At 57.1% G+C, this 22,517-nt stretch carries 14 protein-coding genes and 1 pseudogene; 10 read left to right on the top strand and 5 right to left on the bottom strand.

Annotated features, from left to right (window positions below; all coding sequences use genetic code 11):
- Positions 1–612: 612 nt before the first annotated feature.
- The gene (gene araD1, locus L6637_RS38115; protein ID WP_249798521.1) at positions 613–1,614 is read left to right on the top strand and encodes an AraD1 family protein; all 1,002 of its coding nucleotides are present in this window, start codon (positions 613–615) and stop codon (positions 1,612–1,614) included.
- A gap of 64 nt (positions 1,615–1,678) precedes the next feature.
- A complete protein-coding gene (locus L6637_RS38110; protein WP_128929756.1) occupies positions 1,679–3,034 on the top strand; it encodes an aminotransferase-like domain-containing protein in 1,356 nt (451 codons plus the stop codon).
- A 49-nt stretch (positions 3,035–3,083) separates the two neighbouring features.
- Here the strand turns inward: L6637_RS38110 and L6637_RS38105 are convergent.
- Positions 3,084–4,520: pseudogene (locus L6637_RS38105) on the bottom strand (aldehyde dehydrogenase family protein).
- A gap of 202 nt (positions 4,521–4,722) precedes the next feature.
- Between L6637_RS38105 and L6637_RS38100 the strand changes: the two are divergent.
- From L6637_RS38100 to nodU, 4 genes are all read left to right on the top strand, one after another.
- Positions 4,723–5,985, top strand: a complete 1,263-nt coding sequence (locus L6637_RS38100) for a CaiB/BaiF CoA transferase family protein (RefSeq protein ID WP_128929757.1) — start codon at positions 4,723–4,725, stop codon at positions 5,983–5,985.
- A 227-nt stretch (positions 5,986–6,212) separates the two neighbouring features.
- Positions 6,213–6,995, top strand: a complete 783-nt coding sequence (locus L6637_RS38095) for an enoyl-CoA hydratase-related protein (RefSeq protein WP_232995601.1) — start codon at positions 6,213–6,215, stop codon at positions 6,993–6,995.
- A gap of 893 nt (positions 6,996–7,888) precedes the next feature.
- On the top strand, positions 7,889–8,587 hold the full coding sequence (locus L6637_RS38090) for a hypothetical protein (protein WP_128929758.1): 699 nt from the start codon (positions 7,889–7,891) through the stop codon (positions 8,585–8,587).
- Positions 8,588–9,533: 946 nt separating this feature from the next.
- Positions 9,534–11,246, top strand: a complete 1,713-nt coding sequence (nodU, locus tag L6637_RS38085; protein WP_128955098.1) for a nodulation protein NodU — start codon at positions 9,534–9,536, stop codon at positions 11,244–11,246.
- Between the two features lie 1,228 nt (positions 11,247–12,474).
- Here the strand turns inward: nodU and L6637_RS38080 are convergent.
- Positions 12,475–13,680 carry a pyridoxal phosphate-dependent aminotransferase gene (locus L6637_RS38080; protein ID WP_128929760.1) on the bottom strand — a complete coding sequence of 402 codons (1,206 nt, stop codon included), beginning with the start codon at positions 13,678–13,680 and terminating at the stop codon, positions 12,475–12,477.
- A gap of 1,002 nt (positions 13,681–14,682) precedes the next feature.
- Here L6637_RS38080 and L6637_RS38075 point away from each other — a divergent pair.
- From L6637_RS38075 to L6637_RS38060, 4 genes are all read left to right on the top strand, one after another.
- On the top strand, positions 14,683–16,272 hold the full coding sequence (locus L6637_RS38075; RefSeq protein ID WP_232995602.1) for an amidophosphoribosyltransferase: 1,590 nt from the start codon (positions 14,683–14,685) through the stop codon (positions 16,270–16,272).
- 8 nt (positions 16,273–16,280) lie between these two features.
- Positions 16,281–16,952, top strand: coding sequence for an HAD family hydrolase (locus tag L6637_RS38070; RefSeq protein ID WP_128929761.1), 672 nt, complete (start codon positions 16,281–16,283; stop codon positions 16,950–16,952).
- Positions 16,953–16,964: 12 nt separating this feature from the next.
- Positions 16,965–17,870: an NAD(P)-dependent oxidoreductase gene (locus L6637_RS38065; RefSeq protein WP_128929762.1), complete on the top strand. Its 906-nt coding sequence runs from the start codon at positions 16,965–16,967 to the stop codon at positions 17,868–17,870.
- A gap of 839 nt (positions 17,871–18,709) precedes the next feature.
- A complete protein-coding gene (locus tag L6637_RS38060) occupies positions 18,710–19,261 on the top strand; it encodes a hypothetical protein (protein WP_232995603.1) in 552 nt (183 codons plus the stop codon).
- A gap of 7 nt (positions 19,262–19,268) precedes the next feature.
- Here L6637_RS38060 and L6637_RS38055 read toward each other — a convergent pair whose 3' ends face one another.
- Genes L6637_RS38055 through L6637_RS38045 form a run of 3 tightly spaced genes read right to left on the bottom strand, consistent with a single transcriptional unit; the run spans position 19,269 to position 22,433 of the window.
- Positions 19,269–21,044, bottom strand: coding sequence for a phosphoenolpyruvate hydrolase family protein (locus tag L6637_RS38055; protein WP_188637435.1), 1,776 nt, complete (start codon positions 21,042–21,044; stop codon positions 19,269–19,271).
- A gap of 34 nt (positions 21,045–21,078) precedes the next feature.
- Positions 21,079–22,191, bottom strand: a complete 1,113-nt coding sequence (locus L6637_RS38050; protein ID WP_128929765.1) for an ABC transporter ATP-binding protein — start codon at positions 22,189–22,191, stop codon at positions 21,079–21,081.
- Positions 22,191–22,433, bottom strand: coding sequence for an HAD hydrolase-like protein (locus L6637_RS38045; protein ID WP_232995604.1), 243 nt, complete (start codon positions 22,431–22,433; stop codon positions 22,191–22,193). Before L6637_RS38045 ends, L6637_RS38050 begins: the two co-directional genes overlap by 1 nt.
- Positions 22,434–22,517: the final 84 nt, after the last annotated feature.

Genomic DNA, 22,517 nt, shown 5'->3' with positions numbered 1-22,517 from the left:
CTTAAGTTTTTCGATTCAAGGCAGGCGGACAAACTCCTCCGCGCTGAGACGTCCGCTCGGCTTGGCGAGGCGAACGTTTCCTACTTTTCCGCGCAAACGATGCGAGCTGATCGAGTATCTGCTTACGTAAGCCGAACTGACCTGGAAAAGGTGAATGATGAGATCGTCTCGGGGCCGCCGCTTGGATCACAAGGACTTGCGCGGAAAGACAAAGGGGCTCGCGCGAGCGCGAGAGGGATGGTTGTAAAGGGCGCGGGCTGGCGAGAAGCTTGGCATGGACTGCAATATCGCCAGCCCAGCCGCTCCTCCCATGAAACCAGTAAATCGCCTCCACCGCTTCGTCTCCCATGACGGCCGGCATCTCTGTGCACTAGCCCAATATCGAGCGAGACCATCACAATGACGGGCCAATGTCAAGCAATAGACTATCTCAAATACAATTAGGATATATCAATCTGGTAGCCATCATTCTAGCTGAAGGATTGATACATCTATACGACTGAAATCGCTCATGAAATATTGGCACCCCCGATTAGCCAAGCACATTGACCTATCTCAATTTGAATGTCAGTCTGGCTTTGCCGCAATCAGCGCGGCTGGCTCTCACCTGGAATGGATCTCGTGCGCCTCATCCAATTTGTATCTCTGAACGGTTCTCGTCATGTCGCTGCGCTCCAGGCGGGCGACGGGGTCCCTGTGCTCGTGAACAATCGGACAAGTGTACGCGAATTAGCCTTGGAGGCAGCCCGCTCCCGGCTATCGCTTGCCGAATGCGTCCAAAGGTGCGGCTTCGGAGAGAAGGTCGATTACGATGCGATCATCCGCGAGAAGCGGCTGTTGCCGCCTCTCGACCACGCTGATCCTTCGCGTTGCATGATCGCGGTGACTGGACTTACGCACCTCGGTAGCGCCGAGTCGCGCGACGCCATGCACGCGAAATTGGCCGCAGGCGAACTTTCCGATTCAATGCGGATGTTCAAGCTTGGCCTGGACGGTGGAAAGCCTCCGCCGGGATCCATCGGGGTCCAGCCAGAGTGGGCCTATAAGGGTGATGGCTCCTGGGCAGTCGCACCTGAGCAACCCCTCACGTTGCCGTCCTATGCTGAAGACGGGGGCGAGGAGGCCGAAATTGTAGGGCTTTACGTCATTGGCGAGGGAGGCGACGTACTGCGTGTCGGCTTCTGCCTCGGCAACGAATACTCCGATCATGTGATGGAGCAGCGAAACTACCTCTACCTTGCTCATTCAAAGCTGCGCCAGTGCTCCTATGGTCCCGAACTCCTCGTGGGCGATCTTCCGGACGAGGTATCCGGAACGGTCCGCGTCTTGCGAGCTGGCGAAGCGATCTGGTCCGGAAGCTTTATCTCGGGCGAGAACAACATGTCTCATTCCATTGAGAATCTTGAGCACCATCACTTCAAATACCGCGCGTTTCGTCGGCCCGGCGACGTCCACGTCTATTTCTTCGGCGCGAGCGCCTTAAGCTTTTCGGCCGGCGTCAAGCTGCGCGGCGGTGACGCTTTCGAGATCGAATCTCCGGCTTTCGGGCGGCCATTGCGCAACTCGCTCATCGAGGAAAAGCAAACAGAGATCGTGAGGGTGCGGCCGCTATGAGCTTGATCTGGTGGACCAAAAATTGGGATAGCGAAAGCGCGGTATTCTGAGATAAGCAATCAAAATGCAGAAATGGCACCCTCACCTGCGGGCTGGCACCGCTCCCCTGTTCGTCCGGCTCGTCGAGGCCATCGAACACGACATCGCGGCAGGAACTCTTGCGGCAGGAACAAGGCTGCCTACCCAGCGTGATTTGGCAGAGGAGATCGGCCTCAGCGTCGGAACGGTCATCAAGGCCTATGCAGAAGGTCAACGGCGCGGCCTGCTTCTGGGGCACGTCGGCCGCGGGACGTTTGTCGCGTCACAGAGGCCGACCCCTGCGTCCGGTGGCAAGGTTGTCGATCTCAGCCTCAACATCCCAGGGCCGGCGTTACTGCCCAAGGTGCTAGCTGAGAGCCCATCTACGTTTCCAACGGCTGACATCTCCGACTACGTGGGATACCTCTCCCACTCTGGTGTTGCCGAACACCGGGCCCAGCTCGCCGGCCTATTTCGTCAATCGGGCTTCGAAGCCAATCCGGACAACCTCGTTATTACGAATGGAGCACAGCACGGGATAGCGCTGACCTTCAGCTCGATCTGCCAGCCTGGTGACAAAGTCTTCGTCGAGGCCGGCACTTATCACGGCATGAAGTCCTATGCTCATTTCGCAAAGCTCGACCTTATCGGGCTGCCGATGGATGGCGAAGGATTGCTGCCGGGCGCTTTCGACAAAGCGGCGGCAAGCGGGGCAGCGCGGGTGCTTTTTGCTATTCCCACCATCCAGAGCCCAACCGCGAGAATCATGAGCGCGGCACGCCGGCGAGAGATCGTGCGGATCGCGCGTAAGCGGGACATCCTGATCATCGAAGATGACGCATACGGCTTCCTGGACGAGACCAGCGAGCCGCTCGCCTCATTGGCGCCGGAGCGGACCTTCTATGTCAATACGCTGTCGAAGTGCCTGGCGCCGGGTCTGCGCATCGGAATGCTCGTCGCGCCCGAGCCTTATCTTTCGCAGATTCATCAATCTATGCGCGCGACCTGCTGGATGGCCTCGCCGATTTCAACCTTCATCGTATCCGAATGGATCCGCACGGGAACAGCCGCGCGCGTGAAGCAGTCTCTGGTCCAGGAGGCGAAGAAGCGCGTGAAGCTTGCCTCCCAAATCCTCCGGCCGCATATACGTGCAGATCATCCGGCCAGCTTTCACATCTGGATGGACCTGCCAAGCGACATTGCTCAACAGGTGGCAGCCCGTTCATTGCAACGGGGCGTCATCACAACGCCGCCCTCGGCGCTCGTGGTTGATCCCTCCTTGATCTCGGGGCTGAGGATATCGATCGGCGTTCCCGAAAACATCGAAGATCTCGAATGGGCGCTCCGCCAGGTCGCAGCTTCGCTCGAAGTCGGCAACGAAGCCAGCATGTCAATCATCTGAACGTGCAGAACTGTTCAACTCGGGCGCTTTCAGGCGGCCGCCATCACGCTCATGGTGGACCTCCATCAAACGCATAGGCTGTCTTCACAGTCGCATAGAACTCTGCAGCGTAGCGCCCTTGCTCACGTGATCCATAGGACGAACCTTTGCGGCCGCCGAAGGGCACGTGATAGTCGACGCCCGCCGTCGGCAGGTTGACCATCACCATGCCAGCCTCCGCGTTGCGCTTGAAATGGCTGGCATAGTTCAGACTTGTGGTGCAGATTCCGGAAGATAGTCCGAATGGGGTGTCGTTGGCGATCTCAAGGGCCTCGTCATAATTTCGCGCCCGGATCAGTGCTGCCACGGGCCGAAAATTTCTTCGCGCGCGACCCGCATCCGATTGTCGACTTCTGCAAACAGCGCGGGCGACAAGTAGAAACCGGGCGCATCGCGTTTCAATAGCTCGCCCCCAGCGACGAGCTTGGCCCCCTCGTCCTGGCCGAGGCGGATGTACATCAAGTCTTGCTCCAGCTGCTTCTGATCAACCACCGGCCCAATCTGCGTTCCTGGCTTGCAGGCGTCATCCACGACCAGCGCATCCATCCTTTCCGTGATAGCTGCCAGGAAGGCGTCGTAAATGCCATCTGTCACGATGAGGCGAGATGAGGCCGTGCAGCGCTGGCCGGTCGAAAAGAAGGCGCTGTTGATCGCGCATTCGACGGCCACCTTTAGGTCGGCGTCGTCGAGCACCACCATTGGATTCTTGCCCCCCATCTCCAACTGCATCTTCTTCATGGGATCGGCAGAAATGCAGGTTTGGGCAATGCGCCGGCCGGTCGACAACGAGCCGGTGAAGGAGATCGCGGCCACCTTCGTACTGGCGAGCATTGTTTCGCCCACGACCGAGCCGCTCCCCATGACGAGGTTGAAGACGCCGGGGGGAACGCCGGCGCGCGCAATGATGTCGCAAAGGGCGTTTGCCGAGGCGGGGACCAGTTCTGCAGGCTTGAACACGACGGAGTTGCCATAGGCCAGTGCCGGGGCGATCTTCCAGGCCGGAATGGCCATAGGAAAATTCCATGGCGTGATCGCCGAGCGGCTCGCGGGACATCTCAACGTCTATGCCGGCTCGCACGGAGAGCAGCTTCTCGCCGCTCAGCCTCAGGCACTCACCCGCGAAGAAATGGAAGATCTGGCCGGCGCGAGCGACCTCGCCGATCCCCTCCGGCAAGGTCTTTCCTTCCTCACGTGAGAGCAGGCGTCCGAGTTCGTCCTTGCGGGCCAATATCTCGTCACCCACGGCTTTCAGAACGTCGTGGCGGCTCTGGATCGTCGAACGCGCCCAAGCCGGAAAGGCGCCATGGGCCGCATCGATCGCACGCTTCGCCTCTTCTACAGAGGCTTGGGCGTACTCGCCTACGATGTCGCGAGTATCAGACGGGTTGATGTTCGCGACTGCCTTGGCTGCCGCAATCCATTCACCGGCGATGTAGTTCTTCGTCATCAGGCCCCCCGTCACCAAGCCTTGCAGAACGTCTCAGGACGTCCAACTGCGTCGGCACCTGCTTTTCGGCGGCAGGGAGTGATCCCCTTTCCGGCAGGTGCTGGCCCAAACGCCTGTTCGGCGCCTCGATTCGGCAATCGCATTCAAAGCCGGTTTCGCAGCGCATTGCAATATATCAATTTTATAATGGGATATAGTAATCTTGACGGCGACGATCGCGCGGCATAGTATCGAGCGTTCCAATCTGAGGGAAAGGCCTGTCGTGAGCGATAAAGCAACTGCCTCCGTAGCGCGTGGCGCCCTTGACGGCTTGATCGTTCTGGAAGTCGGCATGGTGATGCAGGTGCCGCTTGCAGGACAGGTGTTGGGGGATTTTGGCGCGGACGTCATCAAGATCGAACGTCCCCAAGGTGACATCACGCGCGGGCTTGATTTTGAGGCCACCCGCGTCGGCGGGATGAGCGCGTATTACGCTGCGATGGGCAGAAACAAGCGGACACTCGCCTTGGATTTGAAGAACCCGGCCGCCTTTGAGATCTTGCTGACCCTGGTCGACCGCGCTGACGTGTTGATGCACAACTTCCGCCCCGGCGTGATGGAGCGGCTGGGCCTCGGCTATAAGGATCTTAGCACACGCAATCCCCGTCTCATCTATGCTGCGGGGTTTGGTTTCGGGGAAACAGGTCCGCTTGCAGATCGTCCGGGCCAGGACATGCTGGCGCAGGCATTTAGCGGGTTGGCACGGGGAGGACTGCAGGAGCACCAGCCTCCGCAGCTGACGAACTCTCCTATTGTCGACTATGGCGCGGCGATGTCGCTCGTCCAGGGCATTCTTGCCGCCGTCATCGAACGCCAGACCTCGGGCCGGGGACAACTGGTGTCGACGTCGCTGTTCGATGTTTCGCTCGCTATGCAGCTGTGCGAAATCGCCAGCGAGAGCATCTATGGTGTGAAAACCGACTGGACGCGTCAGGCGATGCTCGTCAGGACCGCGGACGGTTGGGTAGCCGTTGTAATGCTCTTTCGCGACAACCCGCTTGGCCTGCTTTGCCAGGCGCTCGATCTACCGGACATAAGCACGCGGCCTGAACTCGCTACACGCGAAAAGCAGATCGAAAATCTGACCGCCATTCAGGAATATTGTGCGCCGGCTTTGATGACCTTGAACACTTCGGAGGTACTCGATCGTCTGGCTTCCGTGGATCTGCTCTGCTCACCTGTGAATGAAATTCCAGAAGCGATCAGCCACCCTCAGGCAAGCCAAAACGGCATCATGTGGCAGGTTGAGGTACCCGGGCGAGGAGTCGTTTCGCTCGCCGGACTGCCAGTCCGGCTCTCACGCACACCTCCAGCCGTCCGGATTCACCCCGCGCCGATCGGTGCCGCTACCGAGGAGGTCCTGACTTCCTTTGGCTTCTCGGAGCAGGCGATTCAGGAGGCTCGAAGCAGAAAGGCTTTCGGATAGCCCGCCCAAACCACAATGTGGTGTCTGTTTTTCCTGGCCTTGCTCGCACGATAGCAACCATATCAACCTCGGGTCCTCGGCAGCTTGCCCGGATGAATGGCAGCGAATTGTGTGCAACGCAATGATCTCTCCGAAGCTCGCTGCAAGCCAGCTTACGCAAGGTGCATCCCGATCCAAGTCGAGAAGAAGTTCTGGTTCTTCTCCCATTCTCCAGGAAGAATTCTCTCGTGATCCAAAAATCCGAACTCGTGCTATCCACTTCCCCTCTCCCGCACGTCCGCCTGCTGAGCATGAACAGGCCGGCGAAGCGAAATGCCCTGAGCAATGAGCTTATCGCGGCACTTGCATCGGCCTGCCGAGACGCAATTTTGGATGAGGACGTCCGCTGCATCGTGCTTTGCGGCACCGACACGTTCTTTTGCGCGGGCGCGGATATCAAGGAGATGCAACAACGCGGCTTCGAGGCCATTAACAATCTCGCCCGACGCAATGATTGGCGCGACCTCACCAACTGTCTCAAGCCGATCATAGCTGCCGTAGAGGGCGTTTGTCTTGGGGGCGGTCACGAACTTGCAATGCTGGCCGATATCATTATCGCAGGCGAAGGCGCGCTCTTCGGTCAACCTGAAATCAACATCGGCGTTTTGCCGGGTGACGGCGGAACCCAGCGGTTGACACGCGTGGCGGGCAAATCGCTTGCCATGCTGATGATCCTCACTGGCCAATCAATTTCGGCCCGTGCCGCAATGCAGGCAGGAATGGTCTCCGAGGTTACAGAAACGGGCCAGGCGCGGGCACGCGCGCTCGAGATTGCGGAAATAATCGCACAGAAGCCGCCTCGATCGACGGAGCTTGCGAAGGCTGCCGTTCTGGCCGCCTATCAAACGAACCTCGATGCCGGTGTGGAATTTGAACGGCAAGCGATCCGGGTTGCTTTCACCACTTCTGATCAGCAGGAAGGGATGGACGCTTTCTTCGAGAAGCGGCCCCCAAATTACCAGGGGAAATAGAACCCCTTTGCAGAATTCTGCTCTTAGGAACACAATACAAAGCGAGCAGATTTGCGAGCGCCGCACGAGAGCCGTCGGGCTGCTTGTGGTGCTGAGGCATTGGAAGCTACGATGGCCTAGCCGGATCATCGTTGATCGTCTCGATCACCCTGTCATCTTCGCTCCCGGCGAGAGCCACGAGTTCAATCGGCGGCGCAACCGCGTCGCTCTGAGCTAAAGCTGGCCGCCGGTTTGCTTCTGGTCGCAATGGTCGAATTGCATCGGTACTTAGATATTCTGGGTACGATTGTCCCGGCTGAGAATATCGGGACTGCTAGGAAGGAGAAATACAGACCGCCGCGCCGTATATGCTTCAGACAAGAGGGTGCCCAGTTGGATCTAGTCGATTGAGGCGAGCCAGTCGAAGCTCAGTCGTAAGGCGACTAAGACGATGCGGCATTTGCGACCGTCGACCTTACTCGTTCGCGCGGATCTGTGCGGTTGCAGTAATACATCTCAAAGCGGCTACCGGTTTCTTGGAATAACTTGTGACCTTCCAGCGCCCGTCGGTCACTCAGCGCAAACGCCAGTACGTGACTCGTGATCCCCCGAGATCCCATCGCGCTGTTGGAGCCGTAGCGAGGGGTGCAGATGCCGGGAGAGGCTACCACACTGCCGCTGTCGGGGCGGTGGGCGGAGTCACCATCAGCCGCCGCATTTGCACGTGGGGGACGCGTTAAAGAACCGAGAAGGAGCATGCGGCGCACTGTCGGAGTCACGACACACCCGTTCTACCTGAGACACGTGCCAGATGAGAATAAGAAGGAAACTCAGACTGACGGTTTTGGTATGCTTCTTGAACTCAGAAGCTGACCCGCCGTGTAATGCTCCATCCGAGAATAGGAAATGCTGCAATGAGCGCACCGAATTTGACCAAGCGAGCTAATGCCCTCGGAACCGACAAGGGGAATGAGGTAGGCGACGCCCACGGCTACACCAGCTTCTACTCTTTTCTGTTCGAAGAATTCCGCCAGCAACCTTTCACGATGGTCGAGATTGGATTACAACACGGAAACGGCTCTCTCGATCCCGATGTAGTGGTCGGTCGCAAGGTTGACGACATTCCGTCTATTAAGATGTGGCTGGAGTTCTTTCCCAAAGCCGAGATCATCGGATGCGACGTTGCCGATTTCAGCGCCTTTAAGATGGACCGGTTCCGTTTCGAGCGCCTTGACATGGGCGATACGGTAGCCCTGGAACGCCTAGCGAACTCGCTCCCGCCCGTAAGGATCATCATTGATGACGCTTCGCACGCAGCTTATCACCAGCAGCTTGCTCTAGCGAAGCTGTTTCCCATCGTCGAGCCTGGCGGTTTCTACTTTATCGAGGATCTACATACCACGCACGGGATTGCCGCACGATTGCCTTCCTGCAATTCAACTGAGACCGTAGTTGAGAAATTCGCTCAGACACGTCGGCTCGACATTCCGTTCCTGCCCGCGATCGAGCGTAGAAACCTCGAGACTACAATCAGGAAGATGTTCATTCATCGCGACGACAAGGGGGGTGTCAGCCGCTGGACCATGAAAATGGTGGGATTTGAAAAGTACTAAAGAGTCAACCGAACTTTCCCGCGACCAACATGCCTATCTAGTCGGCGGTCTTCGCTCGCGCACGTGAGACCACTAAAATGTTGATCTCAGAAATATGAATGGGTTCACAATGGTGGAAAAATGGCGATAGAGGTGATTTGCTGGCTGGAGCGGCTTGGCAATTCCCGTGCCTCGCTGCCGCGCGATACGGCGGCTCGAAGTCTTTGTGTTGGAGTTACAAGCTGCGGGCCGTCTAGCTACTTGATCGACGATCGCCAAGCTTTCTCGACAACAACGTTAGATTGAGGCCCTGGCTCTTTACGGACTTCAAGGCCAGGCTGTACAACGAATTCGCTGGCCATGAGCGACACGTCACGCAAGGCCTCGACAGGTGCGCCGACGACGACAATAAATTTGGAGAGGCTGCGCACCTCGAGCCGCCCGTCGACGTCAACATCGCGCCGAGTCGGCCAAATTCCTTCGTCCGCTTGGCCTGCACGCGGTAGCTCTCGATGATCGATGCATCAATGATCTGCGTGTTGCGGTACTTCCGCTGTTGACCGGAGAAGCCAAACCGACCGCCGAGTCCAGTTCGCGGCGGTAGGTCGGATAGCACCTCCCAATTGGCGTAGCGCATGCTTCTGTCCGAAAACACACTCGTCTGATGTCAGGAACCCGCCAAGCAGTTTGCGAACGCGAGAGTCGGCCGAGAAACCGCGAGGGATTCCTGCGATTTGCATTGGTCTAGATCGTGCACTGCGCTACGTGCGGCATCTAGTAATCGGATCGCCGCGCTGGGGTCACGCTGCTAGTGCCGAGACGGTCGTGGGTATGTGGAATGCAACCTTAGACCGACGTCGAGCGCGAGCGGTGCCAGAATCGATCCACGACGATTTCCTATTCGCATCTTTCTAAGTTCGATTCGGTCTTTGTCAATCGAATTGCCGGCATCAGACAAGGAGGCACTATGCGCATCTGCGGTATCAAGCTGACACATGACGGCGGGATTGCTCTTGTTGAGGACGGACGGCTTATCTTTTGTATCGAGCAGGAGAAACGGAGCAACAATCCGCGGTATCAAACAATCGACAACCTCGATGCAATCGTCGTCGCTTTGACCGAACACGGTCTGGATCCGCAAGAAGTTGATCAGTTCGTCATCGATGGCTGGGCGGGGGTGGCGGAGTCGCAGTTCCAGGTTCTCAGCGGGACGACACCGATCACTCTCAAAGGGGCGCCCTATGTTGAACGCCATGCCGACGGCCTTCTCACCTCGTGCGATGGCTCTGGTCTTAGGCTCGATGGCAGCGATTTCCCTTATAGAAGCTATCCGCACGTCACAGGCCATGTAGCCTCCGCATACTGCACCAGCCCCTTTGCCAAAGCTGGACAGCCCGCCTTCTGCCTCGTGTGGGACGGCGGCACCTTTCCACGTCTTTATCACGTAGAACATCGAGGCGCTCAGTTCATCGAATGCCTGTTCCCGGTGATTGGGCATGTCTATGCCGCCGCGGGACTTCATTTTGGACCGTATAAGCAGGCGAACCGCGCTAACTGGGACCTGGGTGGCCCCGGCAAGGTGGACCCGGGCGGTGCCGGCAAGCTTAACCTGGGTGTAGCCGGCAAGCTGATGGCGTATATCGCGCTCGGGTCTGTCATTGAAAACATTGTCACGGTCTTTGAGGAACTCTACCAGGAGCGCTTTGCGGCCGACACGAAACTTGCCAGTTTCCGTACAGACATTGAGAGCATGGAGTCCGCGCTTGCGGCTGTGCATGACTTCTTCGACGCCAGCGCGCGCCACCTAAAGGCCAGGGCCCCCGAAGATGTGCTGGCATCGTTTCATTGCTTCCTCGAGCGTCTCCTCGTCCGCAAAATGGCGCTTGCTTTGCAGCGGCATTCATATCTTGGGGCGCGCAATCTGTGCGTAGCAGGTGGCTGCGGTCTCAATATCAAATGGAACAGCGCACTACGTGCGACAGGCCTGTTCGATGCCGTCTGGGTGCCCCCGTTTCCGAATGACAGTGGCTCGGCAATCGGTGCCGCTTGCTGCGCAATGGTGGTGGAAAAAGGCTTCTCGCCGTTGGAATGGTCGGTATATAGTGGTCCAGCCTTGCAACGTCGAGATGTACCCCCCGAATGGAAGGCCGCGCCGTGTAGTCTGCATGAACTTGCGACCATTCTTGCCGGCAACAAGCCCGTGATTTTTCTTACCGGCCGCGCCGAGCTTGGGCCTCGGGCGTTGGGTAGCAGAAGCATTCTCGCCCCCGCGACCTCGCCGCGAATGAAGGATTATCTCAACGACATCAAACTTCGCGAACACTTCCGGCCAGTGGCTCCGATATGCCTAGAGGATCGTGCGCCGGATATATTTAGTCCCGGAACACCGGACCCTTACATGCTTTTCGATCACCAGACACGACCAGAATGGCGGGACAAAATCCCCGCTGTTGTACATCTCGATGGATCGGCGCGATTGCAGACGATTTGCAGGACCTCTCAGCACAAAGTCGCCGAGCTTCTCGTCGAATACGAAAAGCTCACAGGCATTCCGCTGCTTTGCAATACGAGTGCAAACCACCATGGACGTGGGTTCTTCCCGCATGTCGCAGCAGCCTGCGAGTGGGGACGCGTCGAGCACGTATGGGGCGACGGCATACTGTGGACCAAAGCTCGATAACCGTGCGGCGCGACAATCAGTGACAGTGCTTCCCAACCAGATTGTCGCGCTATAATAGCCTGTTCTAGAGGGCGCACAACGCAATTTGAGTAATACTCGGTAGAGCGGCTCCGGCGACGAATGCAGCCTCCCTGAGCGTCGCCCTCATCCAGCCGCCAGGATTTGACTTGTGTCGCAGTTGGCGCGAGCGATTAGTTTTTGTAAGGCGGCACGAGTACACCAACGTGATCACTTAGAGTTGCGGCATGGCCGCAATCTGACAGTGCAACGCAATACGCACGTGGCCTCGCTTGCCAAGGGAAACGCCAACTGTTTTGGCCGGGATCAGCACAATCCACGCGCTGTAGTAAGCGGATGTGTTCGGAATGGCTTGACGCATATCCGAGTCCGAAAAGAGTACGGCTGCTTTTCGGGTGCAGCAGTCGCAGGACCAACGGCCTATGAGCTTAGCAGGGTGCGAGTGGGCATCCTGGATCCCCGACCTCAGAGGATGACACCTGATACGAATGAAGTTCGCATAGCGCGCTCGGCGATGGTGTTGAGGTGGCGGGTTCGCGCGCTTCGGTGCTTCGGTAGTACCATCGATCGGATCGAGAACGAACGCGGCGCCTCGGTGACCGACAACGTCCCTTGGTCAGCATCCCTCCTGCCGATGAACGAAAGCACGTCTGGGCCGCGCTGGCAGTGACAGTTCAAATTGACGGCAGACCTGATTCACGATTAACCCCCGCCAGCGACCGACCATGTACGGATCGTAAGCGAACAAGCTCACTTGCCGTCCGCACTCGAAGATCCTGTCGTCGCCGATTGTCCTGCTGCACCTGTCTGTGGCCGCAGCAAACCAGAGGACCGCTTAACCCTACATTGCCATCCATGTTGAACGAGCGTGGCTTATGCCGCACCAGAGCTTCCTCTGCGCTCCCCGTTGGAACAAGCCGCCGCCGCTAGTAAGGACTCTTATGGTTCGGATCGAGTTCGATTTTGCAGTTTATGACTGGCCCACGTTAGACGTTTTGAGCTCGACTCTTGAGTGAGACTCACAGCGATGCCCTTATCACGGACCAGATCAGGAGATTGATCGCCAGAAGTGGCGGCATCGCTAGGGCTTAATTTTGAAATAGAGCAATCTCGCCGTTAACAAGATATCGAAAGCCCTATCCGCCGCTTAGCGGCAATGGATGAGGTGAACGACGGACACTCAGCTCAAATTCCTTCATTTCTGATGCGGTTAGGTCCCTGGCTGCCCGCGCCTTAGACCGTTGAGCGCCTCGACGATGCGTTTGAGCCCCATCTCCAATAGCTCCGGTGGAGCACCGAAGGAGAGACGTAGGCCGTTCGCGTCGCCGAAAGCGTCGCCTGGAACACATCCTACATTAGCTTCTTCGAGGAGCACTCGTGCGATGTCATCGGCAGATCGCACTGAGCCTTCAGTCCGCAAAGCAGACAAAAGCCGACTCAGATTGAGATAAAAACAGAACGAACCATCGGCGCGGGATGGAGTTACATCGCGTAGATCAGAAAGGATGTGAAGACCTATGTTGCGAGCGTCGACAAGACGCTGATAGATCTGCTCCTCAAAGCTGCCATCGCTGGCTTGAAGGTGGTGCAGGATCGCCTGCTGCGCGATTACATTCGGAGTTGCGATTGCATGGCTCTGAAGCTTTCTTACCGCGGAAACGAGCTGCGCGGGCGCGGCGAAATAGCCCAAGCGCCAGCCGGTTATCATCAACTCCCTTGAAAACGACTTGACTATGATCGTCCGCGAACGTACCCGGGGGTGCGCCATGACGATCGACTCGTGGTGACGAAAACCAGTGAATACCAGTCCCGAGTAGCACTCATCGGAAATGATCCATATCTGGCGTTCGATAGCGAGTTCGCCGATATCTTGTAGTATCGTTCGATTGTAGACTGCGCCGGTCGGGTTATTTGGCGAATTGATTATTATAGCTTTCGTCTGCGGTGTGACAGCAACTCGGATTGCACTGATATCGGGAATATATCTCGGGCAGCGAGCATCAACGAACACTGGTGCTGCACCAGCGAGAACGACCTGGGACAGCAATATCGGCCGCCAGGGGCGAATAATGATAACCTCGTCGCCCGGCGCTAGGACAGTCACGGCCGCATAGAGCAGCGCTTGCTGCGCGCCCGTAGTGATTACGATCTCTTCCGCACTCCAACCAACGCGCGTTTCGACCGAGAGCTTTTCGGCGACGGCCCTGCGAAGGGGCGTAAGCCCAATGAGATCGACATAGCGGTTCGCTTCGGCGTTGACCGCAGCCATCGCTCCTTCGCACACTGATGAGGACGGCTCGACGACGATTTCGTCGGTTGCCAGATCAATGAACCGGCGCCCAATCACAGCTACCGTGGCTAAGTCGTGGCCGGCTTTTCGGGATCTAGAAAGGAAGGACATCGGGCGCGACGGCATAGGCGCTCTCCTGCAAAGTTGTCGCGCTTGTGAAGTGATCCCAGCCGCGTGACCGGACGTTCCTTGATCTGTTTCGGAGATATCGCTCTTCGGGTTGAACAAGCTCTTCCCAACCGCCGAGAGTTCACCGAAACCACCAAGCCCTTTCTCAATATGCACAACACGTGGTTGCGACTACTCCGGAATTGAAGCCGAACACGCACAAGACGCGGACCAGAGCCAACCGCAGCCGACCTTCAGTAGTATTGGCACGGCGATAATGCTGGGAACAAACAGATCGACTTTTGGACCCCGATGTCGCTCGGCAGGACGCCACCATGCAATGCGGGCTGGTGAGCGCGCCACGAGTCGTGCCATCTGCCAACTTGCCGAAGCTCCTGTCTTCATCAACGAGCGCATGGCAGCGTTCAGCCTCAACACGCCACAACCTCCATGTGATCGTTCTGCGACCCGCCTTGCCGCCTCGACTAGCCCGTTGACGATAGTCGATTGTGGTTGATCTTAATTGCCGACCTCCTCCCATCTGCCTTGCGATCAGCGCGTGATCCGCAGCAGTTACCCACCGTTCATTGCCAAGAAACCATCTCTTGATCAATCACTATTGTTGGTAGTTCATCCGGGCAATACTTCCTTCTGCTGGATGCCAGCAAAGCCCCGCGGCCGGCTTGGCGCGACTCGCATTGGTCATGCTCGCTAATGTGAGGACACTGCCTCGTACCCACGCGCGAGCGTGAGAGTCTCAGACCAACGGTCGGCGCCTGACACTTTTCGGACGAGCTCGTCGCACCTTAGACAGAATGTCGGGATTCGGACACGGAGCTCATCGCGGGTCGCCAAACTGTTTGCGTATCTCGACCTTCGTTGTTGCATCAGCGCGAGCCAGCTCGTCTGAGGAGTGGTACGGCGCTTGCTTAAAGAGAGCAGAGCCACGTCGTCACGCCGTGGTGCATTCGCCAATGATGCGAGCCGGGACATCGGTTCTTCGACAAGAGGGGTAAAGGCATGTCCGGCGTTGCTGCTGCGTTTTTTTGTCCTTCAAGCAATTCGCAGGCGGATGTTTATGATCGACTCGAGCACATGATCCCGAAACTTGCGCTTCGTGGCCAGGCGGCGGTCGGCGTTGCGGCTTTCATGCACAAACAAGGTATTCGATATGGGAGAGCGTTTCAGTCATCGAGCGCTTCAGTGCGCATTGATCCCAACGAACAAGATCGGCGTTTTCGGCCTCATGTTGCAATCGCTCAAGTCCGTAGCCGATGCCGCGAACTCAGTGATGGCGTCGACCTTCAGTCAATTCATAACAATGCAGGCACCAGCCGCCATCTGGCCATTTCTCTGGATGAGGCCTTGGTCAATGCTCGTGAACTCAGGGGAGCCTTTCTTGCCCAGGAGCAACGATCAACCGTCAACACAGATGCTGAGCTCTTGCTCAAGTGTATTGAACGCTGTTGTGAACGACACTACTGGCGCCACGGTCTAGCGGCCAATTACGAAACCGTTTTTCGAGAGATTGACGATCGTATTGACGGCGCTATTAGCGCGCTTTTCCTGGACGGAGACGGAAATCTCATTGCTTACCGCAATCGAAGCGGCTTGCGACCGTTGGAGACCATGCAAACAGATGACGGGTTCTTGCTCTTCGCCTCTGAAAATTGTGCCTTTGCCGCTCTCGAGGGTAAGACGCGGCAGATCTCGCCGGGCCACATAACGTATGTGGACGGAACGACGGGGGGCAGCGTTAGTCGTGCCGTGCACAACGGGCGACATAAAGCCAGGCTCTGCGCGTACGAAGCTCTCTATTTAGGAAGTCCGAATACGTCGGTCGAAGGCCATTCACATTTCGAAACCCGGTACAATATCGGTGCTGCCTTGGGTGGGATTGTTGCGCAGCGACTGCAAGCTGAAGCAGATCCTACCTGCACACTCGTTTCCTCCAAGCCGCGTACAGGTGGTCCGTTCGCCGATGGCCTGTACGCATCTCTCGCGGAATACGGGCTGCTCGCCGAGCGTCGTGAAGTGGTCGCCACGACGTTTCTTCAGCGAACGCTCATCGGCACGACCGACGAGCGAAAGTCCCGCATTTCTCAAAAGTACCGAGTACTGGAAACTGACCTGACTAAAACCAGCGTAGTAATTGTCGACGAAGCACTCATTCGCGGCGATACCAGTCGAGCTGTCACGAGCATGCTCCTTACCGCCGGAGCCAAAGCCGTGCATTGGGCGATCGGTTCGCCGCCTATAGTGGCTCCGAACTACTACGGCATGGGTATCAACACACTCGATGAGCTCGCATTCTGGCAGATTTGGAAACGACTGCCGTCCGAGCAGCGAACGCAAAGCCTTCGCTTTCACAAGATGGAACCCCACGTTTTGAGACTCATCGAAAGCAACATCGCGACATCCATCAACGCAGCCTCGATAACGTATCTGCCCTTCCCACTGCTAGAATCGTTGCTGCCCCTGAGACCGGAGAGCTTCGATCTGTCACCCTTTACATTCGAGATGCCAACTCGGGCGGGACAGGAGCGGGCGGACAGGAATCTGCGCGAATTGGTGGCTGATCTTCCCCGCATGCAATCAGTTCACGCTTGAGGTCATTAATGAAACCCGTTCTCGTCTTTGATTGGAATGGAACGTTGCTCGATGATGCGCACGCACTGCTTCAAACGACTAATGCTATTCTGAACCGCTTTGGTTACGCGCCGATCAATATGGAGACGTTTCGGGAACATTGCGACCTCCCGCTATCTCTTCTTTATCGCAATCTCGGAATGTCGCAGGACGAGGTTGCGGCCGTGGATCGCGATGGCAGCGCTGTCTTTCACAACACCTATGAACCACTTGCGGATCGCGCCGATCTGCGCGAGGGCGCGCGTAGAGTGCTGGAGCTAGCGCACCGAGAAGCAGCTTTGTCCGTCATCGTGAGCAACCATATCGTTGCCCCCCTTCGGTCCCAATTGAGAAGACTTGGAATCCATGACTACATCAACGAAGCTCTCGCCTTTGAAAGCCGCGCCACTCAATACAAATCGATGAGCAAAGGAGAGCGGCTTCGCCTCTACATGCAGAAGTACAGCCTCGACCCGGCGTCGACGTTTATCATCGGCGATATGCCGATCGAAATGGACATCGCACGCAATCTCGCACTCATAAGCATATCGATCACCGGAGGTTTTGTTTCGGACTCGCGCTTGCGGGCGGCAAATCCTGACTATTCGATTAACAACCATCATGAGCTGTTGCCTATCTTACAAAGGCACGGCTTTTTCTAGAGTGCATGAACCATGTTCAGCGAGGCATCATCACCAAACGCAGGTCCTAGCACTGCGAAACAGAGAATAGGTCTTGTCGGCGTCGGGCGAATGGGAACTGGAATGGGTATTAGCCTGATGCGTCATCAAATTGAACTGCATATCAAAGCCAACAAGAATCGTTTCGGTGCGAATCGATTTGCTTCAGCCGGTGCCCGTGAACATCCTTCGATCGCTGAGTTGGCGCAACATGTAAGCGCTGTGGTGTTGTCCCTACCGTCAAGCCGCGAGGTTGAGGCAGTGTGCCTTGGGCAGGATGGGCTTTTTGTCCATATGTCCCGTGGCGGTTTGATAATTGACTGCACGACATCTTATCCTGCTTCGACAGTTACACTGGCGGAGCAGGCTCAAGAACATGGCCTAGGTTTTGTAGATGCCCCAGTAACACGTAGCCCCGAACAAGCTGAGTTCGGCCTTCTCAATGCGATCGTTGGATCGAACGAGACGCTCTTTCCTGTGGCGGAAGGCATTCTTGCTGCATTTTGTGAGACCGTTCTTCATGTCGGAGAAGTCGGACAGGGTCATAAGCTCAAGCTTGTTTACAACAGCATGACTATGGGCATAGCGGCCGTCGCAGCAGAGGTCTGCCAATTCGCAAAGGCTCTTGACATTGATCTTGTAACACTCCGCTCTCTGGTCAGCCGCGGTTCCACTAACAGCGGAATATTCCAAGCCTTCGCTGCCTTTTTGTTGGGCGAAAAACCCGATGTTCTGGCCGTCTCAATTGCCAATTCCGCAAAGGATATTAATTGCGCTGTGCGCCTAGCGGGCGAGAACGTAGTTTCGGTGCCGATCCTAGCTGCGGCTGCGAACAAGTTAAACGCCTCGGTTGCCTCGGGCAAAGGCGAACTGACTCTACCTCATTTGTCTCACTCATAAAGTCTTCGGTCTAATCGAATTTTACTATCTCACTGCCTTTGGAGGTACGGGCGTGTTCCTTCAATGCCGAGAGCGTGGAAGGGTCCCGCCCTTGAGGATTGGCGCGCTCGTTAGCGACACTCGCGCTTCAATGAATGAGATGCCTAGTGTCCTTTAAGAAAAAGCCGCTGTCAGATTTCTCCAACAGCGGCTTAAGTTGAGGGAGGAAGGCAGACGAACCGGTCTGCCAGCGGAGCCGAAGGCTATCGTTAGCAGGCGACAAATCGGATAGTTGGTCGCCCAACGCATCGACATAGGACGCCGGAGACCACCGCGACCAAATTACCGATTGAATTAGATTTTCCTGGTGCCCCCCAGTTCGGAGAGATTCCGGACGAGACGCTGGACCAGGCTGGAGACTTGCGCCGCCACTCTCGCATTCGGAGAGCGAGGGTCGGCACGGGCTTTGGCGCTTGCGCGTGATCCAGACCATTGAAGGTTGCGGTGAAGCGGAACACCTCTTTCCCATCACTGGCGGCCGCGAGATTTCCCCTTAGTGGCCGCGAAAGGATCCAGCGGGTGATTTTTGCTTCAGCTTCAACCAACCACCGACAAGGGTGACGCCGGCTTTCACACGCACGGATTGAAACATTTACAGGCGAGGCTCCATCCGGGACCGACGCTTGGCCGTCCGCCAAATAATGAGACACGAATTTCCTCCCGGAGCATTCTCAACAATAGGAGGTCTAGACCGGGCTGAAGCATTGTATAACATCGGCGATACTTCCGGGTGGGTAAGAATGGGTATAGTCAGCTGCAAGCTTGCCACGCGCTTAACGGCCGCATCTAGAGGCGCGCCCTTGGAAATCTACGCGCCGTCCCTGCGGAGCTTTCCAGCAGACTCGATGCTCGTAATGGCGACTTTACCTGTCGTCGACTGGAATGACTGTCTTTTGCGAGATTTGCGCAGCCTCGACAAGCAAGCGTCCATTCGCGCCTACGCGGCGATGGTCATGATCGATCCCTTTGCCTGTTGGGAGGATTTTGCCGACTTGCTGAAAGAGGCGAGAATCTCCGGCGTCACAAATTTCCCACCTGCATCTATCATTGAGCAGGCTACGGATGGCATGCCAATTAACTCCGGACTGGAGCTCGAACTTCGACGTATGGAATGGTTCGCCAGCCTGGGATTCAAAATCCTGTTTGTTGCTGCCAAGGATTCTGAGATCACGATGGCAGAGACGAGACTTGGAGCGCATCTCGAAGGTATTGTGTATTTGCCCGAAGAGGCTCTTGCGCGTAGGATTTGCGACGAAATGGGGTTGATCAGCCTTGGCCAACAGGCATCGTCGATGCCAAGGTTCTCGTTTTTGCATGCGACTACGTCGCAGCAAACCCGACGCAAGAAATGAGGGTAGGCTATTCTAGGATCCGCAGTTTCTTTATCTTGTTGTAAAGCGTCTTCCTTGAAAGCCCAAGAGATTGTGCGGTCTTGCCACGGTGGAGCCTGTTTCGTTTTAGGCCTTCGATGAACCACTCGCGCTCGGAGAATGCTCCTTTGGGCCGAGCGGGCGACGTCGAGTTCAGAAGCGGCTTGAGGACGTCAGCAGTTATATGCGCGTCTTTCACCATCACCAGTTGATTGACGATCTGGCGCAATTCTCTCAAATTTCCGGGCCAATGGTGGCCCGCTAACGCCAAGAACGCGGACTTCTCTATTGCCAGCGTTTGTGCATTCGAATCCCCCTTGGCTTCGACGGCAAAATGCTGAATGAGCTGTGGAAGGTCCTCCAGACGGTTTGGCAAAGCGGGTTGTTCTATGTCAAGCCCGGCAAAGAAGGCAAGAAGGCGGGGACATAGAACACTTTCCAAGCTTGCTCCGCGGGTCACTGTCGCGGTTGCGATGATCCGGGCGTTTGACCTTACAACGGATACGCCGTTCAGCGGCGTGAAAGTACCCGTCTCGAGATAGTCCGCGAGACGCTCTTGCCCATCTCGCGACAGCTGATCGACATGCGTCAGCAGGAGCGCGGAATCACTTGCGGCTTCGAGGAGCGACAGTTGGCGCCTCCTATTCTCAGCGCTCTCGGCACCGAACAGCGCACCGACCGTGTCGATTGCCGGCCCTCGGCGGCAATGAAACAGCGCGGCCTTCGTGTGTCTCCGATCGCTAAAGGCATGGACGAGGTTCGCTATCCTTCGCTTTCCCGATCCCGCCTCGCCCCACACCAGCACAGAATTGGGATTACTTGCCAAGCGCCTTGCAGTCTCAAGCACGTGCTTCATGATCGAGGACTGCGCGATGACGCCATGCCGGAATCCGCTCAACTGGAGCTGGCGCTCGAGGAGATCGACCTTCTCTCGCAATAAGTGGATGGTCTTAAAGCCCGAGGTTACCTCGAGAACTGACATTTCGAGCGGGATGCGGTCGAGCGACGAACCGCCAATGAAACCCTGCACACCCGTTTCTCGGCAGATGTCCAGGAGTTCGTCAGGCTTCGTGATTGGCCCGCCACCAAGCAGGCAAATTGCGTTCACGTCGACGGATTGAGCGACACGCGCAACAGCGCTCGTTCGCGCGGCAAGCTCCGACAGGCTGATCGACAAGTCGCATCCGCTTTCGACAGCGCGGTTGAGATTGAAGTTGATACAGATGGCTTCAGCTCCAGCTTCAACCATGCGCCTTGCTTCGGACTGGGTGCGAGTATAAGCGATGGTCATTAGGCCGCGTTTTGCGGCTTTGACCAGGAGTTCGATTTCCCGCTCGTAGCCGAGCCCGCAACTTTCAAGCAGTGATCTCCTGTAGTCATCAATGTGGATGACGGACGGGAAATTGGTGACGCCTGAAAAACCCCATCGCATGATGCGGTCGAGAAAGCGGTCGATATCCAGCTGCGGATCGAAGGTACAAGCGCCAAAAAATACCGGCAATTTCGTTGAGGGCAGGATCTCGGTCCGGCCGAAGCCCGCCACGAATTCGTTTGTATTGCGGATTGGAAGAATTGAGGCTGGCGAAGAGCCCCCCATCGCGCGAAATCGGCCGGCGTTAAGGGCGAGAACGAAATCCGCGCCCGCCCGTTCGGCCGCTCGCGCGGTCATGCCCGATCCTATTCCAGCCCCAAGCATAAAGGAGCGGGAGTTGCGGAAGAACCGCCTGATGCCGCCGCCCTTTGCCTGGTCTGTCCGCGTGTGCATGACTTGCCCGCCTCCTGCACGGCGGTTGCGAAAACTAGCTCCAATTTGCGGGCGCGTGCAACCGGCGCAGCGCCTTTCCGTTCGTCACGAACAGGTGGCAGTCCGCCGGCGACGCCGCAAGACGAACCTTGCCAGACCTCTTCTGTGACTCCGGCTTTGGCGCCTTTGCGACCACCGATTCCTTGCCAGCGTTTCCGTAGATGTAGGTGACGCTGCCAAGATGCTCGACGAAATCGACGTCGAGTTCGATCGCGATCTCTTTCCTCTCCGCCGCAGATGGAGAGAAGTCATCGGGGCGAATTCCGAGTGTGATCGGCTTGCCGACGAGCAATTGATCCGGCTGCACGGGGACGGAGACTGTCGCCCCGGCGTCGAGCCTGACGTCCATGCCCGCCTCGTGCGCCGCCTCGATGTGGCCGCCCAGGAAATTCATCTTGGGTGAGCCGATGAATCCGGCCACAAACCGGGATGCCGGATTGTGATAGAGATCATGCGGGCTTCCCACCTGCTCGATGTTGCCGTCCTTGAGTACGACGATCTTGTCGGCCATTGTCATGGCTTCCACCTGGTCGTGTGTCACGTAGATCATGGTATTCCCAAGCTGCTTGTGGAGCTTGGCAATCTGAACCCGCATCTGCACCCGCAATTCGGTATCAAGGTTCGACAGGGGTTCGTCGAATAGGAACACCTTGGGTTCGCGAACAATTGCGCGGCCAATCGCAACGCGCTGACGCTGGCCGCCCGAGAGTTGTCGGGGTTTTCGGTCCAGAAGATGATCGATCTGTAGCAGCGACGCAGTCTCGGCGACCCTGGTCTCGATCCCGGTCTTCGCAACCTTTGCCATTCGCAGAGGAAAGGCAAGGTTCTCGCGCACAGTCATGTGCGGATAGAGCGCGTAGCTCTGAAACACCATCCCGAGGTTTCGATCCGCCGCATCGACATCATTGACGAGCTCGTTGTCAATCAGAAGCCGGCCGCCGCTGATTCGTTCTAGTCCTCCAATCATTCGCAACAGCGTCGACTTGCCCGATCCCGAAGGTCCGACGAACACGACGAACTCGCCGTGATCGATGGTGAGATCAATGTTCCGCAGGATCTGGATTGTCCCATAGGCCTTGTTGACGCCTTCCAAACGAACATCGGCCATCACGAACTCCTCTGTCGAATCCGTTCGACCAGCGCCGCCGGGACCTCAATCTCTGCCAGGCTGGAGACGATAAAATCAGGTGGCACCAGGGATGGGTCTTCGCGGGGCGGCACGCCGGTCGTGACCAGCACCGTCGGTAGCTTCGCTCGCTTTCCGGCCTGGATATCCGTCTGGATCTGGTCGCCAATCATCAATGTGGCGTTGCGCGCCGTCCCGAGACGGGAAAGTGCCGTCTCGATCATGTGCGGCTCAGGTTTCCCGACAATCAAGGGCTTCACGCCTGTGGCAGCAGCTACAGCTGTGATCGTTGCTCCTGCTCCAGGTTC

Origin of the sequence: Bradyrhizobium zhengyangense (assembly GCF_022012435.1) — a bacterium.
Classification (GTDB): Bacteria; Pseudomonadota; Alphaproteobacteria; order Rhizobiales; family Xanthobacteraceae; genus Bradyrhizobium; species Bradyrhizobium zhengyangense.
Note: the sequence above shows the minus strand (reverse complement) of the source record. Positions and strands in the feature narration are given on the sequence as shown.